At 70.7% G+C, this 17,357-nt stretch carries 9 protein-coding genes, 1 tRNA gene and 5 pseudogenes; 5 read left to right on the top strand and 10 right to left on the bottom strand.

Going from position 1 to position 17,357, the window contains the following annotated elements; translation table 11 throughout:
- Positions 1–15: 15 nt before the first annotated feature.
- The 3 genes and pseudogenes from OG994_RS03785 to OG994_RS31515 all read right to left on the bottom strand — a co-directional run.
- Complete coding sequence (locus OG994_RS03785) at positions 16–2,646, bottom strand: fibronectin type III domain-containing protein (RefSeq protein ID WP_407942561.1); 2,631 nt, start codon at positions 2,644–2,646, stop codon at positions 16–18.
- 152 nt (positions 2,647–2,798) lie between these two features.
- Positions 2,799–4,109 carry a fibronectin type III domain-containing protein gene (locus tag OG994_RS03790; RefSeq protein ID WP_328853654.1) on the bottom strand — a complete coding sequence of 437 codons (1,311 nt, stop codon included), beginning with the start codon at positions 4,107–4,109 and terminating at the stop codon, positions 2,799–2,801.
- Positions 4,110–5,888: 1,779 nt separating this feature from the next.
- A pseudogene (locus OG994_RS31515) lies at positions 5,889–6,116 on the bottom strand (tetratricopeptide repeat protein); the annotation flags it as partial.
- A gap of 221 nt (positions 6,117–6,337) precedes the next feature.
- Between OG994_RS31515 and OG994_RS03800 the strand changes: the two are divergent.
- Positions 6,338–6,424: transfer RNA gene (locus tag OG994_RS03800), tRNA-Leu, on the top strand.
- A gap of 197 nt (positions 6,425–6,621) precedes the next feature.
- Here OG994_RS03800 and OG994_RS03805 read toward each other — a convergent pair.
- Complete coding sequence (locus OG994_RS03805) at positions 6,622–7,749, bottom strand: Fic family protein (protein WP_328852189.1); 1,128 nt, start codon at positions 7,747–7,749, stop codon at positions 6,622–6,624.
- 339 nt (positions 7,750–8,088) lie between these two features.
- Here OG994_RS03805 and OG994_RS03810 point away from each other — a divergent pair, with 339 nt between their 5' ends.
- Together OG994_RS03810 and OG994_RS03815 are read left to right on the top strand one after the other, a co-directional pair.
- Positions 8,089–8,391, top strand: a complete 303-nt coding sequence (locus OG994_RS03810) for a hypothetical protein (RefSeq protein ID WP_238688270.1) — start codon at positions 8,089–8,091, stop codon at positions 8,389–8,391.
- Between the two features lie 250 nt (positions 8,392–8,641).
- Positions 8,642–9,310, top strand: a pseudogene (locus tag OG994_RS03815) (tyrosine-type recombinase/integrase); the annotation flags it as partial.
- A 53-nt stretch (positions 9,311–9,363) separates the two neighbouring features.
- On the opposite strand, the pseudogene OG994_RS03820 reads toward OG994_RS03815, so the two are convergent.
- Together OG994_RS03820 and OG994_RS03825 are read right to left on the bottom strand one after the other, a co-directional pair.
- Positions 9,364–10,241: pseudogene (locus tag OG994_RS03820) on the bottom strand (IS5 family transposase).
- A 68-nt stretch (positions 10,242–10,309) separates the two neighbouring features.
- Positions 10,310–11,317, bottom strand: coding sequence for an acetolactate synthase large subunit (locus OG994_RS03825; RefSeq protein WP_328852190.1), 1,008 nt, complete (start codon positions 11,315–11,317; stop codon positions 10,310–10,312).
- Between the two features lie 128 nt (positions 11,318–11,445).
- Here OG994_RS03825 and OG994_RS03830 point away from each other — a divergent pair, with 128 nt between their 5' ends.
- Positions 11,446–11,973: a DUF302 domain-containing protein gene (locus OG994_RS03830; RefSeq protein ID WP_328852191.1), complete on the top strand. Its 528-nt coding sequence runs from the start codon at positions 11,446–11,448 to the stop codon at positions 11,971–11,973.
- A 145-nt stretch (positions 11,974–12,118) separates the two neighbouring features.
- Here OG994_RS03830 and OG994_RS03835 read toward each other — a convergent pair.
- From OG994_RS03835 to OG994_RS03850, 4 genes and pseudogenes are all read right to left on the bottom strand, one after another.
- A pseudogene (locus OG994_RS03835) lies at positions 12,119–13,184 on the bottom strand (IS110 family RNA-guided transposase); the annotation flags it as partial.
- A 284-nt stretch (positions 13,185–13,468) separates the two neighbouring features.
- Positions 13,469–13,951, bottom strand: coding sequence for a 3'-5' exonuclease (locus OG994_RS03840; protein WP_328852192.1), 483 nt, complete (start codon positions 13,949–13,951; stop codon positions 13,469–13,471).
- 11 nt (positions 13,952–13,962) lie between these two features.
- Positions 13,963–14,865, bottom strand: a complete 903-nt coding sequence (locus OG994_RS03845) for a UvrD-helicase domain-containing protein (RefSeq protein ID WP_328852193.1) — start codon at positions 14,863–14,865, stop codon at positions 13,963–13,965.
- 355 nt (positions 14,866–15,220) lie between these two features.
- Entirely contained in the window at positions 15,221–16,135 is a 915-nt protein-coding gene (locus OG994_RS03850) for an IS5 family transposase (protein WP_396844139.1), read from the bottom strand.
- A gap of 249 nt (positions 16,136–16,384) precedes the next feature.
- Between OG994_RS03850 and OG994_RS03855 the strand changes: the two are divergent.
- Positions 16,385–17,262, top strand: a pseudogene (locus tag OG994_RS03855) (IS5 family transposase).
- Positions 17,263–17,357 lie beyond the last annotated feature (95 nt).

The following is a 17,357-nucleotide window of genomic DNA, read 5'->3' on the forward strand; positions in this document are numbered from 1 at the left end:
CCTTGCCTGGGCGGGTCAGCAGGTGGGCAGGACGTTGATGTCGTCGCCGCCCTCCAGGTTGAGCCAGGCCCAGGGGATGTAGTTCTTCCCCTCGTACTCGACCTGCACCCACCAGGTGCTCTGCTTCTGGTTGTTGTAGATCCACGCGTCGACGTTGTCGCCCCGCTTCTTGCAGTACGCCTTCAGCCGGGTGCCCGGCTCCGCCCACCCGACCTGCTGGTCGTTGTCCTGCCGGGTGACCTTGAAGATCTCGTTGCCGTTGCGGCCGTCCCGGTCCTTGTCGCAGTAGGTGCGTTGGTCGCCGTCGGGGCCGTTGTTGCAGGTGGCGATCCCGTACATCGCGTCGGTGCTCTGCGCGCGGGTGGCCGTGCCCGAGCCGGCCGCGTTGCTGGCCGTCACGGTGAACGTGTACGTCGTGCCGGGCGTCAGGCCGCTCATCGTGATGCTGGAGCAGCCGCCCGACTTCGCCGGCTCACCCGGCGTGCTCAGCGTGCAGGTCGCCTTGCCGCCGCCGGCGTCCACGGTGAACGACACCGTCGCCGAGGTGGCCGTCGCCGACGAGCCGGTCACCGTGACCCGCGGCTCGGCGACCGTGCGCGCGGTGGCGGTCGCCTCGGCACCCGGCCCGGCCTCGTTGACCGCCTTCACCTTCACGGTGACGTTCTGGCCGTTGCCCAGCCCGCTCACCGTCGCCCGGGTGTCGGTCACCTCGCTGGTGCGCCCGGCCACGTCCACCACGTACCTCGTCACGGGACGGCCGTTGGGCTCGGCCGGCGCCCACTGCACCGAGACGGTGCCGGGCTGGTCGGGCACCGTGCTCGCCCGCAGGTCCGCCGGACGCCCCGGCGCCGCGTACGGCACCACGGTGTTGCTGACCGGCGACGCCGCCGAGGCCGCGCCCTTGTCGTTGACCGAGACCACGGTGAACGCGTACTGCGTGCCGTACTCCAACTCGCCCGCCGGCACCACCAGCTCCGTCTTCGTCGACTCGCCGACCGGGGCGTTGGCGCCCGCGGAGGACGCCGTGACCGCGTACCTCGCGATCGTGTTGCCCTGCCCGTTCGCCTCCGGCCAGCGGACCAGGACGGTGCCGTCCGGCCGCTCCTCGGCGGTCACGCTCGCCGGCGGGTCCGGGACCGCGGCCGTCGGCGTGACCGGGTTGCTGGTCCGGGACGGGCCCGCGCCCTTGGCGTTGACCGCGTGCACCTCGAACCGGTACGTCTCGCCGTTGGTCAGGCCCTTGATCTCCACGGACCGCTGGTTGGCGCCCACCTCGTGCCGCTGGCCGGCGCCCTCCACCACGTACCGGATGATCTCCGCGCCGTTGGCCGGCGCCGGGCGCCAGCTCACCCGGGCCAGCGCGTCGCCCGCCGCCGCGGTGACACCGCGCGGCGCGCCCGGCTTGCCCACCTTCGGCTTCTTCGGCGGGGGCGGCGGCGGGGGAGCGGGCGGCGGGTCGCCGCCGAGGACGTCGTTGGCGTACTTGTCGACCTCGCGGACCTGGTGCTTGTCGTCGACCACGCGGGCGGTCGACGTGTCGGGAGCGTTGATGAACAGGTGGTTCTCCCGCACCTCCAGCTCCAGCGGGCCGGTCGCCCGGCCGCGGATGGTGTCGACCAGCTGACCCGTGGCGTCGAACGCGTAGATCGTGCCGGTCGCCTCGTCGGCGCAGTAGAACCGGTCCGCCCAGGCGACCGCCGGGCTGAGCTGGTCGCCGCTGCCCGGCACGGTGAACGTGCTGACGTCACCGCCCTTCGCGCCGACCACGTGCACCCGCCGCTCGCCGGGCACGGTCACCGGCACCCTCGGCCCGGTCGTCCGCGTCGGCAGCGCGCCCCGCGCGGCCATGGCGAGCTTCGTCGGCGTCACCGTGCCCCGCTGCACCGTGACCAGGGCGGCGGCGGTGCGGTCGAGCACCGCGACGCCGTCGTCCAGGGTGGAGACGACCAGCTCGTGGGCGGGTTCGGCCACGTCGTACGTCTCGACCTGCTTCGGGCTGAGCCCGCCCCCGGCGGGTGCCGACGCCGGCGTCTCCGGCAGCGGCGCGGCGGTGATCGCCGAGACGGTGCCCTCGCTGGGCACCGCGATCCACAGGCGACCCTCACCGTCGAACGAGCCGCCCGTGATGCCCGGGGGGTAGCGGATGGGCTCGCCCACCGGTGCGAGCGACCGCGGGTCGAGCTGCCGGACGACGCCCTGCACGGCGTCCACGACGAAGGCCGCGTCCTCGTGCAGCGCGACGTTGACCCCCAGCCCGGGCGTCGTCCGGGTGGTGGCCGTGATCTGGAGGGTGGCCAGGTCCAGTGAGCTGACCTGCCCGGTGTTCAGGTCGCGCAGGAGCAGCAGCCGGTCGGTCTGGGTGACCTGCATCGGGTGCCGGCGGGCCGCGGGCACCTCGGTGCGCGTGTCGACCCGCGCCGTGACCCCGTTGACCCGGGCCAGCTCGCTGCGCGCCGCGCTCCACAGCCAGGAACTCGCGTCGTAGTTCGCGACCGCGTTGTCGGCGGCGCCGAGCCCCAGGACGGTCAACCCCATCGCGGCGAGCAACGCGGCCACGGTGGCGATGGTGACGATCCCACCCCGCAGCCGGGACCGGCGGCGGACGGGACCGGACCCGGTGTCCACGGCGTCGTCGATGGTGGCCACTACCGGCTGCCTCCCGTGTCGTCGTGCCAGGTGGCGCCCCCTGCCGGCGACCCCTCCCCTGAGCCGGGTGCCATCATATGGGCCCGGTCACGACGGCGGGAACCCGCACCGTCTCCCTGTGGACACTCAGCGTGCGGGTGGATCGTCCCAGGTCAGCTCGACGGCGTACGCCCCTCGCGTTCCGTGCACACCTGCCCCGACGTGGCGAACGTGTCCGTCGACCAGACGGCGAGCACGGTGAAGCAGTAGTCCACCCGGGAGTTCAACCCGTTGACCGTGTAACTGGTGCTGCCCGGGTCCACACTGGCCATCACGCCCAGGGACTGCCCAGCCCGGCCACCGGCCACCATGAACGGCACCACCCCGCCGGACGGGTCCGTCCACGTCAGCGTGATCGTGGTCAGGTCGTCGCGCAGCCGCAGGTCACCGGGGGGCGGCCCGCTCGCGGTGGGGGCCGCCGGCGTCGGTGACGGCGCGCCCTGCGGCGGTTCGGCGTCCCGTCCCAGCACCAGCGCGCCCACCCCGGCCGCCGCGGCGACCGCGACGATGGCGGCGGTCACCGCGACGGCCACCGCGCCCCGCCCGCGGCCGCGCGGCTCCGGCTCGTCGACGGGGTACGCGGGCGGCACCGACACCTGGTACGCCGGGTGACCCGGGACAGGGGTCGCCTCGTACGCCACGCCTCCCGTACCGGTCGGTGCCTGCGACGCTGCCGGCTGCGCCGTCGGACCGTACCCGGGCTGCGGGTCGGCCGCGCCCGGCACGGCGCCCGGCGCCTCCGGCCGGTGGTCGGCCCGGTCGGCGGGGTCGGCCGGCCCCGGGTACGCCGGTCCGTCCGGCGCCCGCGTGGCGGGATCCCCGTGCTCCGGGCTGTCCTCGGGATGTGGCGTCGTTCCCGGGGCCGGCGGTTCGGCCATGTCCGCCGGCCCCGCGGATTCAGGGTCGGACTCCCCGGTGGTGGGCAGGGGCTGGGGTGGCGCCGTGGTGCTCCACGGTGGTGCCGTCAGACCCCACGGTGGCACCGGCGGGGCGCTCACCGGCGCGCCGCTGACCGGCGGCATGAACCCGGGCGGCGCGCTGACGGGTGACGTGTAGCCGGGCGGTCCGCTGACCGGCGGTGTGAGTCCGGGCGGCGCGCTCGTGGGTGGCGCGCTGACCGGCGGCGCGTAGCCGGGTGGTGCGCTGACGGGCGGTGCGCTGACCGGCGGTGCGCTGACCGGCGGCGCGTAGCCCGGTGGTGCGCTCACCGGCGGCGCGTAGCCCTGTGGTCCGCCGACCGGGTGTCCACTGACCGGTGGTGCGGCGACCGGCGGCGGCACCTGCGGGGGGATCGGCGGCGGCACCGGCTGCGGGTGGCCGGAGGCGCCGGCCGGACGGAGGCCGGCTGCCTGCTGGTGCGGTGCCTGCTGGTGCGGTGCCGGCTGGGCGGACGCCGGGGCGTTCGGCGCGGGCGGCGGACTCACGTGCCCGTGCTGCGGTGCCGGCCGGGCCGGTGCCGACGCCGGGACACCCGGTGCCGGTGGGCTCGGGTGCCCGGAGGGTGCGGGCATCGGGGCGTTCGGCGGGGGTGGTGCGCTCACGTGTCCAGGAGGCGTCGGCATCGCGGCGGTCTGCGCGGTCGGTGGGCTCGGGTGCCCGGGGGATGCCGACGTCGGGGCGTTCGGCGGGGGCGGTGCGCTCGCGTGCCCGGGCGGTGGTGCCGGCATCGACGAGGCTGGGCCGCTCGGCGCGGCTGGTGGGCTCACGGGCTGGACCGGCGGAGCCGCCTCCGCAGGGCGCCGGAGGATGCCGCCGGCGGCGTGGTCGGCCGTGGGCGCGGTGGCCGGAGCCGATCCCGGCGCCGGGCCGACCTGCGAGGGCGCGCCGACCTGCGGAGCCGGGCCCGCGGCGGGTCCGGGCATGCCGGGACCGCCCGGCCCGGGCTCCTGGTCCCGTTGGCGCTGGCCGGTCCGGGCGCGTGCGATCTCGTCCGCCAGCAGCGGCTCGATCTGCCGAACCTGGATCGTCGGCCGGTCCCACCCCGGCGCGGCCGGTGGGGTGGCGGGGCTGACCGGTGGGGTGGCCGGGCTGACCGGAGTCGGCTGCGTCGCCATCTCCGGCGGCGTGGACGGCGGACGATCGTCGCCTCCCGGCGCCCGGGTGGGTGCCTGCTGCGGAACCATGCCCGGGGCGGGCGCCGCCGGCGGCGGCAGGTTACCGGCCGGTGGCGTCGGCACGGGCGGGACCGGCGGTCCGGAGGCCGAAGCCGGTGGAGCCGCCAGTGGCGGGCCGGATGGCGCCGGCGGCGGGGGTACGGAGCGCGCCGGTGGCCCGGAGGCCGGAGGCGGCGGCGCCACGGCGGGAGGTACCGGCGGCGGCACGGGTGCCGTCGGGCCGGAGACCGGTGCCGCGGGAGCCGGCGGTGGCGGCGCGACACGTACCCCCGGGGCCGCGGGCTGGACGGCCGGGGTGGCCTGCGGGGCGGCCGGGCCCTGGTGCGGAGGCGCGGGCGGCGCCGGCGGTAGGGGTGGCGCGACCTGCGACATCGCGGGCGCGCCCGGGGGAGGAGGTGAAACCCGCGGCGGTGACCCTGCCGGCGCGGTGGGTGGTGCCCAGGGCGACTGCGGCGGTGGCGGCACCGGGGCGGCGGAACCGGGTCGTGCCGCCGGAGCGGCGGGGGAGCCGCCCGGCCGTGGCGCCCAGGGCGACGGGGGCGGTGGCACGGGGTTCGCGGCCGGCGTGCCCGGGGGAGTCGGGGCGACCGGGGGAGCTGGCGGCGGCGCCGGGACGCTACCCGACGGCGGCGTGGCGGGAGCCGCGGTCGGCTGCGGAGCCCAGGGCGACGCGGGCGGAGGCGGCACGGGAGCGCCGGACGCGGCGGGGGCCGGTGGCGGGGGCGGCACGGCCCCGGGCGGGTGCGCGACGGGCGGCTGTCCGCCGGCGGACGCCGGGGCGGGTCGGGCCGGCGGCAGCGCCGAGAACGCCATCGTCGGCCCGGCCAGGGCGGCCATCGTGCCGGCGTCCGCCGGTGCGGCGGCGTGCGGGGCGGGCGGCGTGGAGTCGGCCGGCTGGCCCAGGTAGCGGCGCGCGGCGCGTACCGCCGGGTGGTCCTCGCCGAGCACGGCGGGCCCGGCGGTGGCGATGCGGCTGTAGTTGCGGCGGGCCTCGTGCCGGTTGCCCAGCTCCTCGGCGACCCCCGCGAGCTCGTAGCTGAGGGCCAGCATCAGCGGGTCGCTGGGATCCCAGCTCCGCTCCGCGGCGGCGTACGCCTCCTCGAGCACCCGCCGGGCGGCGAGTGGGTCGTCGGCCTCCCGGTGCAGCCGAGCCAGCAGGTGCGCGGTGTTGAGCACCTCCGGGTGATCTCTCCCGTACGGCGGGTGGACGGATTCGACGGCCTCGGTCAGCAGCTGACGGGCGGCGGTCAGATCACCCGCGGTACGCAGGGAGAGCGCCGCGTGCTGAACGGCGGCCAGTGGGGAGGGATGGGACACATGGTCATGCTGCCGGTAGATCGCCCCCGGACGCTACCCGGACCCGCCGCGGCTGCCGCTGGGAGGCGCCTGACCAGGGTGAAGATCGCCTCCAGCGACCCCGGGGGACGGCGATGTGCATGATCCATCCGGGCCGTGTACAGTAACTCCCCGTGCGGCCCGCCGGGCCGGTCCTCGGGTGTCGAGAACACCTGGGCTGGCGCGGTAGGCTGGACAGGCAAGTCCGGGTGGCGGAATGGCAGACGCGCTAGCTTGAGGTGCTAGTGCCCGTATAGGGCGTGGGGGTTCAAGTCCCCCCTCGGACACCAAATTTCGTGGAAATTCACGATAAATAGGACAGAATAGGTGTCCTGTTTGGGCTTATTCAGACCCAAATGTTGTAAATCTTGGAAGCGGCCGCCTGGCTATGATTGGCCGCATCTGTCCAATTCGGTGACAGGGAATGGCGTCTCTTCTGCGCCCTGACGTCGCAGATTCACGGTGGTGGGCATGCCGGGTCTGCGCCTCAGCGTCGGTACGGGTCGATGATCTCCTTGGGGCGTAGCGCGGGTGCGGCGAGGTCGCGGAGCGTCGGCGAGGTGAGGTAGAACCTGCCTCGGGTCTCGCCGTGCTGTTCGAGCATGCCCGCCCGGACGAGGGCGCGAAGGTCGCGGGTTGCTTGGTCGTCAGTGAGGTTCTCGTCGCGCTGATAGAGGGTCCGGCGTACTCGGCCGCCGGTCGCGGCGAGGTACAGGGCGCTGACGACCCGCTCGGGTAGCCCTGCGCGTCGGACCCAGGTGTCGAGCAGTTCCCAGAGATGCGCGGCCTGATCGAGGCGCTGTCGGACCAGTTGGGCTTGTTGGTGGTGGGCGCTCAGGCAGAATCGGATCCACTTGCTGGTGTCGTTCTCGGGCTGCCAGGTTGGGCCCCCGACCTCACCGAGTGCGTCGTAGTAGGCGTAGGTGTTCCGGCCGACGCCGAGCCACTCCTCGATCGAGGAGAACTCCGGGGCGAGGACACCGTCCCGGGCGAGCACGAGGGTGTGCAGGCAGCGGGACATTCGGCCGTTTCCGTCGCGCCAGGGATGGATCTTGACCAGGTTCAGGTGAGCCATCGAGGCCCGTACGAGCAGTGGGGTCTCCGGTTCGCCGTCGGCCAGCCAGTCGATCAGCTCGGAGATCAGCGACGGAACGTCGTCGGCGTCTGGCCCGGTGTAGACCCGTCGGCCGGTGTGCGCCTCGTCGATGTGGATGTCGCCTGGACGGAATCGGCCCGGCCACTTGGTGAGGTCATGCCGAAGCATCATGAAGTGCAGCGCGTTGAGCAGCATGTGCTGCCAGGTGAACTCGCGTGAGCGGGCGAGTTGTTGCACGTAGGTCAGTGCGTCCCGGTAGCCGGTGATGACTTCCCAGGTCTGCGGGTTCGTCTCCACCGGTTCGTCGCCGGCGACGGCTGCGGCCGCGTCGTCCAGGGACACCTGGTAGCCCTCGATCGAATTCGAGCCCTGGATAGCGTGAGCGATCAGAGTGCGTCGGAGTTGCCCTGTCCAGCGGTGCGGCTCGGCGATCTGATACCGCAGGTTGTCCCGCATGGTGTCCAGTTCGCCGAGCACGCGCTTGTCGTCGTCGGTGAGTGCCGGGGCCCGATACAGCATGCGCCAATCCTACAATGCTTTCCGTTTTATGCTGGAATCATTTCAGCATTTAGAAGAAGGCGATTGGTTGGCATCTCGATGGGAGGGGCGCGAAGGGCGGCAGGAGGTCCCGGACACGCTGTGTCTCGTTGAGCACTGTCTCACTGTGATCGTTCGGTTATGACACGACCTATCCGGCCGAAAGAACAGCTCGTTGGTCTACTCATACCTGCTGCCCTGCCCGCGCATGCGGGTTCAAGCCCGATGCCGATGCCAGCTCTACCTGCCCAGATGCTCCCTCCGGCGATCATCGGCGCCGCTCTGTTGCCGTGGATGGCGCTTCCGGCGCACTGTGGCCGGGTGAGCGCGCAGCACCTTCTGCGTGCACTGGACTGGCCCCCGCGCCACCGCATCGACATTCAGCCGCGCCACGACATGCTCGTCATCCGCTCGGCCAGCGACGGCCGCCACCAGGTCGGCAGCCGAGGTGATTTACCGTTGCCGGCGAATGCCCGGCACATGTGTCGCATCGCATCCGGTCAACCTGTGCTGCTCGTGGCGATTGTCACGCACGACCTGCTCGTCGTGCATCCCGTCGGCACCGTCGTACGCCTGCTCGTCGACCTGCACTCTCACCTGACGGGAGGCGGCGATGAACGCTGACCGCGCAGCCGTCGCTGCCGCTCACCAAGTTCTGGCTCACCTGGGCGTCACGGTGACCGATTTGCAGGCTCACCCCGCGACGCCTGCCGTTCTGCCGACGGTCGTCGAGTACCTGCCCCGTGTAGTCGCCGCTGCCGGGCCTGGAGCACGCCGCACCTACGGCACCTACTGGGACCGGATGGCCGCCGCGTGGCCCGAGCGGCCCTTGGACACCATCGCCGCCAGCGACGTCGAGGTACTGAAACAGGCGATGATCGCCAGCGCCGTGTCGCGGCGCAACAGCCGCAACGGCCAGCACGCCGGTGAGCATGTCATCGCCGCAGCCCGCGCGTTCTACCGACGTGCCATCGCCGACGGGCTGATCGACGCCGCCGCCAGCCCGGCGCACCTTGTCGCGAAACCCCGACGCTTACCCGGCACCCGCCGCGCGTTGACCGAATATGAGTTGGAGGAGATCAACGCGATGGCGCGCACCAGCGGGAACGACGTCATCCTCGACGCGCTGATCCTGCGACTGCACACCGAGACCGCGTGCCGCCGTGGTGGCGCCCTGGCCCTACGGCTGGTCGATCTCGACAGGACCAACGGACTCGTCCGCCTCACCGAGAAAGGATCCACTGTCCGCTGGCAGCCCATCACCCTCGAACTCGCCGGACACCTGGGGGAGCACGCCGATGCTCGCGGCGCGGTCCTGCCGACCGATCCGCTTCTGCGCGCGCGCAACGGGCAGCCAATCACCAGCCGCCGCTACGACCACCTGTGGAAACGCTTGGGTGAGCGCCTGCCCTGGGTGGCCGTGCACGGCATCTCGGCCCACTGGCTGCGCCATACCACGCTGACCTGGGTGGAACGGCACTTTGGCTACGGCATCGCCCGCGCCTACGCCGGACACACCGACAGTCCTGGATCCTCGACCATCACCTACATCAAGGCCGATCTGCACGACGTCGCTAGGGCCTGTGTCGAAGTCGGTCACAGCCACTCGTTGATTGCGGCGAGGTGGATGGTGGCCTCGTACCGGACGGCCAGCTTGTCGAATCGGGTGGCCACCGCTCGGTTGCGCTTGAGCCGGTTGATCCCGCACTCGACGGCGTGACGCTGCTGGTAGAGGTGCGGGTCGAAGGCTGGCGGTCGGCCGCCCTTGGATCCCTTGGCCCGCCGGTTCGCGTCTTGGTCGGCCTTGCTCGGGATCGTCGCGGCGATCCCTCGCCGGCGCAGGTAGGCCCGGTTGGCTTTCGAGGTGTACGCCTTGTCGGCCAGGACCCGGTTCGGTCGGGTCCTCGGTCGGCCGGTGACCAAGCGGGGGACACGGATGGCGGTCAGGACCGGGATGAACTGCGGGCTGTCACCGCGCTGCCCAGCGGTCAGCACCATCGCGAGGGGCTTCTGCCCTTGCTCGCAGCCCAGGTGAAGCTTGGTGGTCAACCCACCGCGGGAACGGCCGAGCGCATGATCGGCGGGCTCGACGCTGACTCCGCCGGGTGGTTCGGCCTGCAGATCCCCCTTTTCCTCGCCCCGGCCGCGTGCTGGTGAGCGCGGGCGCTGGTCGAGTCCACTGACACGTCCCAGGTGATCCTGCCCTCCGCATCGGCGAGAGCCTGCAACGCGGTGAGCACCTGCTTCCAGGTCCCGTCGCGCTGCCACCGCCGGAACAGGGCATACACCGCCGACCAAGACCCGTACTGCGGTGGCACATCCCGCCACGGGGCACCCACCCGGATCCGCCACCGGATCCCGTCGATCAACTGCCGCCTGGTCCATGACGACGGTCGACCTGGCCGTTTCGGCGCCGGCAGCAACGGCTCCAGCACCGCCCACTGCACGTCGGTCAGGTCGAACCGCCTCGTCACCGCTAGGGTGTCCACGAGGTCTCCGGTTTTCAGGTTCTGCTTGGTCGCTGAACCATCTACCGGAGACCTCACCCATTTTCGATCTCCGACACGCCCAGACCTTCAAGCCAGCGCAAACCTTGGCACCGACTTCGACACACGCCTAGTTGCGTGAGCGCGGCCTCGGCGTCTTGGCCCACCTCGGCGAGCACATGGGTCGTAGCGTCTGGGGGAACGAGGCAGCTGGGTTTGTCGGAGTAGGCGAAGAAGGCGACAGGCGCTTTCGCGCCCGCGGTGATGACGTGGTGTACCCCGGCCAGTTGTTCGAGGGCCTGGTCGGGGTAGAAGCCCAGCCGGGGGAACGTGGGTAGGCCTGCTCCGTGTTCGACCCGGTTGGAGTAGAGCTCCTGCAGGACGCGGACGCCTGTGGCGGCGGCGATTCGGCTCGCCGCGCAGAGACCAGCCTCGCGCAGGGCGGGTCCGCCGATCACCAGGGCGGCGGTATCGCCGCTGCGGATGATCTGCGCGACCTGGTTGATGATGTCGGGATCAACTGCGGGCGCGGGCTGTGGGGCGGCGGGGACGCCTACCGCTGCGCCGTCGGACCACGAGACGTCCGCCGGCATGATCACGGTCGCGATCTGCCCGGGTGACTCCACCGCGCCGGCCAGGGCCGCGGCGGCGTCGGTCCCTGCGCCGGCGGGGTTCTCGGGGCGGCGCACGGGACCGCGCAGCCAGCCGCCCAGGGCGGCGATGTCGGAGGCCAGGGGTGGGTCGACGGCGTTGTGGTAGGTCGGGTGGTCGCCGACGATGTTCACGACCGGTGAGTTCGCTCGCCGGCTGTTGTGCAGGTTCGTCAGCCCGTAGGCGAACCCCGGACCGAGGTGCAGCAGCGTCGCCGCCGGCTTGCCGGCGATGCGGGCATAACCGTCGGCCGCGCCGGTCACCACACCCTCGAAGAGAGCGAGTACCCCGCGTAGCTGCGGCACCGAGTCAAGCGCGCCGACCAGGTGCAGCTCGGTGGTGCCGGGGTTGGTGAAGACGACTTCTACCCCGCCGTCTGCCAACGTGCGCATCAGTGCTTCCGCGCCGTTCACGTTCCACCCCTCTCCGCCTGGACCCGGAGCAGTAGAATAAGGGACGAAATCCTCACGAAAACCTAAAAGGTATTTTGGGTGCTACCTTCGAGTGGCAATGAGGCAGGCAGAGGGGAACTGACGAGGCGATGAGACCGGACCGTGTTGCTGAACGCCCCTACCAGGCCCGCCGGTTCGACATCAGCGTCGACCGCCCGTTCGAGGACTTCCGGCGGCAGTACGAGGAAGCGGTCCCGCCGTACGACCCAACGGCGTTCAACGCGTTGGTGGCTCGCGGTGCACCCTGGTCCGACGTACTGAGCCTGATGCGGGAGCGCGCCCCCAACGGTTTCCTCATCTACTGGAGCAGCGGTGACCTGCAGCCGATGATGAGCCTGGCGGGCGACTCGGCGCAGTCCGTGGAGTACCTGATGGGAAACCACACCATCGCCGAACGGATGTTCCGCCACGACCCGACGGTCATGTTGTACGCGCCGCTACGCACCGCCATCAGCAGTGACTCCGGTGGTACGCGGTTGACGATCGAGCAGCCCAGTTGCGCGATGGGCTCCTTCGGCGTCGACGCGATCCACGCTGTAGGCGTCGAACTCGACCGGAAGGTGGCCTCCCTGCTAGAACATCTTGGACTGCCGATCCCAGCACAACTGTCCGCCTGAGGTTCGCGCGAGCCGATACAACTCGAGCCAGGCCGTCCTCCGTTGGCAGCCGGCGGGTCGAGGTTCGTCGGCGTCACCAGCGCATCATGATCGATGACGCCCTGAACGAACCCCTCGGTGTCATGAACACCGAGATGCTTCTATAGCTGTCAAGTGGTGCTGGTGGCTGAGTGGACGCCGTTCAGGGTCCGGAAGAGTTGCCGGCTGATGTAGCGCTTGAGGCTGCGCATGATCTCGCGTTTGGTGCGTCCTTCGCGGGTGCGGCGGGTCACGTAGTCGCGGGTTCGCGGGTCGTGGCCCATGCGGACCAGCGCGACGGTGTAGAGCGCTCGGTTGAGGCGTCGGTCGCCGCCGCGGTTGAGCCGGTAGCGGGTGGTATTGCCTGATGAGGCCGGTAGCGGTGAAGCGCCGGCCAGGGCAGCGAACGCGGCTTCGGAGCGGACGCGACCAGGGTGAGACCAGGCCAGCAGAACGGTGGCGGCGACGACGGCGCCGACACCTGGCAGGGCGAGCAGTTGTGGCGCTTGCGCGGCGACAGCTTCGTGCAGCGCGGTGTGGTTGGCGGCGAGTTCTGCGTCAAGGGCACGGATGCGACGCGCCAACCGGATCGCCTCGGCGCGGCAGACGGCCAGGGTAGCGTTGTCGCTGCGGTTGCGCCAGGCCGCGACGGCGGCGATCGTCGTGGTGGTCAGGGCGCGGCGGGCGTCGATGCCGAGGTCGACGGTGCGCAGCAGCGCGGTCAGCGCGTTGACCGCGCGGGTGCGTTCGCCGCTCATCTGTTCGCGAGCCACTGTCAGGACGCGCAGGGCTGTGCGATCGCCGCCGGCCCGTGGCCAGCACAGTTCGTTTATGTCGAGGCTGCGAACTGCTTGGGCCATCGCGACGGCGTCCACGACGTCGCTCTTGCCACGGCGACGCCGGGTAGTGGCCGCAACGTCGGGGGCCTCGACGACGGTCAAGCCGGCTGCAGAAAGCTGCTCGGTGAAGGTGGCGCCGTAGGAACCGGCGCCGTCGATGACGATCAGCGTTGGCGCCTGGTGGGTGTGGCGTTGGATCCAGTCGACGCCACGGCGCAGCCCTGACGGGCTGGTCGGGAACTGAGCCTGCTGCCCGACTGCGCCGGTGCCAGCGGTGATCAGGGCGAGCGTGTGGGAGGCGGCGTGGGTGTCCACGCCGATGACGAAGTCGTACTGGTCTGCGACGATGGCCATTGCGGCGGACTGCCTTCCCGGGAGACGTCGTGATGGCGCCGGCCCAGGAATGTGCTCTCGAGGCAGGACTGTGATGAGCCACGATCCGCTGCAACGGACCGGGCAAGCTTCTGATCAAGCCACCGAGAGAGGCAGGGCCGGCGCCCGACCAGAGACCGGATGGGCAGATCTCACTGAGAGCACCTCGTGGGGCCACCATTTTCATGAGCCACACCCAGCCGCGATCATGACGCTGACCCTGCCAGCCAGCCCCAGGCCAGCCAACACCCACCTTCACAGTGTTTTCAACGACCGGACCACGCCGACCGGGGAGCAGGTGCAGCCCTTATCGACGGGGCGTGGCCACCGGGTTGCACCGGGATGCCGAAGGTGGCGATCTGCTCCACCAGGCGCGGGTACGCGGCCCTGCTCCGGACCAGCACGGCGATGTCTCTCAGTGGGACACCGTCGTCGGCCAAGTCGAGGATGTAGCTGACGATCCAGCCTGCCTCTTCGGTCTCCGTCTCGGCCGTCCACACCACAACCTCCGGCTGCGGGCTGTTGGCGGAGGGTCGGTGGGGCAGCATCTGCTTGTCAATGCGTTCGGGGATTGTCTCGGCGAAGCGGTTGGCGGCGCCGATGATTTGAGGGCGGCTGCGACGGTTAACGGTGATCTCGAAAGTTGCCATGTCGGGGTAGCGCTGCGGAAACGTTACGATGTTGGAGACGTCGGAGCCTCGCCACTGGTAGATGGCTTGCTGATCGTCGCCGACGACGCACAGTTCCACCTGCGGGCCGGTTAGCAGCTCGATAAGCCGTTCCTGCGCCGGGTTGATGCCTGGTACTCATCGACGATCAGGTGGCGCAGGGTCGCATGGATGTCGGCTGCGAATGCCGGGCGCTCCAGTTCCCGCACGGCGCGAACGACCTGCTGGCCGTAGGTCAGCAGCCGGTAACGGTCGAGGGTCTCGTAGTAGTTGTGGAGGACAGACTTGACCGGGTCGGGCAAAGGATCAGTGCCGAGCAGCTCGTTCTCGACCACGTCCACCGCCTTGAGGAACGCCGCGATCGACGCGAAGAGTCGGTTCCCGGGATCGAGCTGACGCAGCTCGAGTCGGTTCGCCTCTCGGGAGAGGAAGGCGGTGAGCTGGTTGTCATCAAGCACGTCGTACGTCTCGTATCGAGGCACTCGCTGTTGCAGGAGGCGGAAGCAGAAGGCGTGGATCGTGCCGACGAACAGACCGTTCAACCGGTCGAGAGCTGCCTTTCCCAGGCGTCCTTCGACTCGCTGGACGATCCGGTTCTTGAGCTCCTCTGCCGCCCGAGCTGTGAAGGTAAACGCGACGATCGCTTCTGGAGCCACGCCCTCGGCCAAGAGGTCCACGACTCGCTGAGACACAACCTCGGTCTTTCCTGCGCCCGCAGAGGCGATGATCTGGAGGTGACTGCCTCGGTGGCCCACCGCTTCCAAGGCTGAACCCGTCAGCTGTGGAAGTCCGTTTCCAGCTCGCTCTGACACGACGTCTCCTGTCCGATGGCTGGCTACGCGTAGCCAGCGCCGAGGTACACAGGGACTACAGGTAGGGATGCCGTGTGGCCTTGGGATCGTCAGAACAGAGCGATCGAATCCTGTGGCCCAACTTGCGGGCTCCGCCGGGCTGCGAGCGAAGATGTCGATGGGGCTGAGCATCAGATTCCACATGGTTCAGACGGGTCGTTGGCCAGAGCAATCGCGCGCCGTCAGCCATCAGTCCCACCGCCTTCATCCCGTACTCGCCAGCGGTAGCGAGACCACCGGCCAGGATACTCGCCATAGCAACCGACATCGTTTCGAAGATGAAGGACCGACCATCCTGCGGGCGGCGTAGCCCAGCCGCCTGGTGGAAGTGCTCGCCGGCGCCGCTCACGGCGGTGCGGATTGTGCTCCGCACCGCCGAGAGCAGGTAGTTCAGCTCGACGGTGGGGAAAGGTCAGCCGGTAGGAGCTTAGCGCTCGATTGAAAATCGTCTCTGCGTGCCGCCATGGGGTGTGGTTGGCCGGTCAGGGCGGACAGGGCCTTAGGTCGTGTCTCGAAGTGCGCGTAGCCATTCGTTGATGGCGGTGACGTGGATGGTGGCTTCGTAGCGGACGGCCAGCTTGTCGTACCTAGTGGCCAGACCACGGTGGCGTTTGAGCCGATTGATGCCGCATTCGACGGCGTGGCGCTGCCGGTAAACCTCCGGGTCGAAGGCAGGTGGCCGGCCGCCTGCGGAGCCTTTGGCGCGGCGGTGCGCGTCCTGATCGACCTTGCTGGGGATGCATGCCTTGATCCCCCGGCGGCGCAGGTAGGCGCGGTTGGCGCGGGACGTGTAGGCGCGGTCGGCGATCACCCGGTCTGGTCGCACGCGAGGCCGGCCGGTGCCAAGCCGAGGCACCCGGATACCGGCCAGCACCCCAGTGAACTGCGGGCTGTCACCGCGGTGCCCCGCGGTGAGCAGCATCGACAACGGCTTGCCGCCCTGCTCGCAGGCCAGGTGCAGCTTCGTGGTCCACCCGCCGCGGGAACGCCCGAGGGCATGGTCGGCGGGCTCCGTCGCCACCCCACCGGGCGGTTCGATCTGCTGCTGTGGGCACCGGCGTGCGCCGGCGGCGTGCTGGTGGGCCCGAGCGATAGTCGAATCGACGCTGACATCCCAGGTGATCAAGCCAACCGCGTCGGCGCGGGCCTGCAATCCGGTCACGATCTGCTGCCAGACCCCGGCCCGCTGCCAACGCCGGAACAACGCGTATACCGCTTGCCAGGAGCCATAACACGCCGGCACGTCCCGCCACGGCGCACCGACCCGCACCCGCCACCGGATGCCGTCGATGAGCTGCCGCTTGCTCCACTGCGACGGTCGACCCGGCCGCTTACCCACAGGCAGCAGCGACGCCAGCACCGCCCACTGCGCGTCGGTCAGGTCGTGCCGCCTCGTCACCGCTATGGTGGCCACGAGGTCTCCGGTATTCAGGTTCTTCTTGGTCGATGAACCCTCTACCGGAGACCTCGCCATCTATCGACCACCGACACGCCGCACCCGACTTCGAGACACTGCCTAGGGCGTGTGTCGAAGTCGGTGCCAAGGTTTGCGCTGGCTTGAAGGTCTGGGCGTGTCGGAGATCGAAAATGGGTGAGGTCTCCGGTAGATGGTTCAGCGACCAAGCAGAACCTGAAAACCGGAGACCTCGTGGACACCCTAGCGGTGACGAGGCGGTTCGACCTGACCGACGTGCAGTGGGCGGTGCTGGAGCCGTTGCTGCCGGCGCCGAAACGGCCAGGTCGACCGTCGTCATGGACCAGGCGGCAGTTGATCGACGGGATCCGGTGGCGGATCCGGGTGGGTGCCCCGTGGCGGGATGTGCCACCGCAGTACGGGTCTTGGTCGGCGGTGTATGCCCTGTTCCGGCGGTGGCAGCGCGACGGGACCTGGAAGCAGGTGCTCACCGCGTTGCAGGCTCTCGCCGATGCGGAGGGCAGGATCACCTGGGACGTGTCAGTGGACTCGACCAGCGCCCGCGCTCACCAGCACGCGGCCGGGGCGAGGAAAAGGGGGATCTGCAGGCCGAACCACCCGGCGGAGTCAGCGTCGAGCCCGCCGATCATGCGCTCGGCCGTTCCCGCGGTGGGTTGACCACCAAGCTTCACCTGGGCTGCGAGCAAGGGCAGAAGCCCCTCGCGATGGTGCTGACCGCTGGGCAGCGCGGTGACAGCCCGCAGTTCATCCCGGTCCTGACCGCCATCCGTGTCCCCCGCTTGGTCACCGGCCGACCGAGGACCCGACCGAACCGGGTCCTGGCCGACAAGGCGTACACCTCGAAAGCCAACCGGGCCTACCTGCGCCGGCGAGGGATCGCCGCGACGATCCCGAGCAAGGCCGACCAAGACGCGAACCGGCGGGCCAAGGGATCCAAGGGCGGCCGACCGCCAGCCTTCGACCCGCACCTCTACCAGCAGCGTCACGCCGTCGAGTGCGGGATCAACCGGCTCAAGCGCAACCGAGCGGTGGCCACCCGATTCGACAAGCTGGCCGTCCGGTACGAGGCCACCATCCACCTCGCCGCAATCAACGAGTGGCTGTGACCGACTTCGACACAGGCCCTAGCCGACCTGGTCGCCCCCGACACGACAGCCCGCGTCACCGAACCCCGACGCCCGCAACTGCCCACCGGCCCTCT

It is taken from the genome of Micromonospora globbae (assembly GCF_036184225.1).
Taxonomy (GTDB): Bacteria; Actinomycetota; Actinomycetes; order Mycobacteriales; family Micromonosporaceae; genus Micromonospora; species Micromonospora globbae.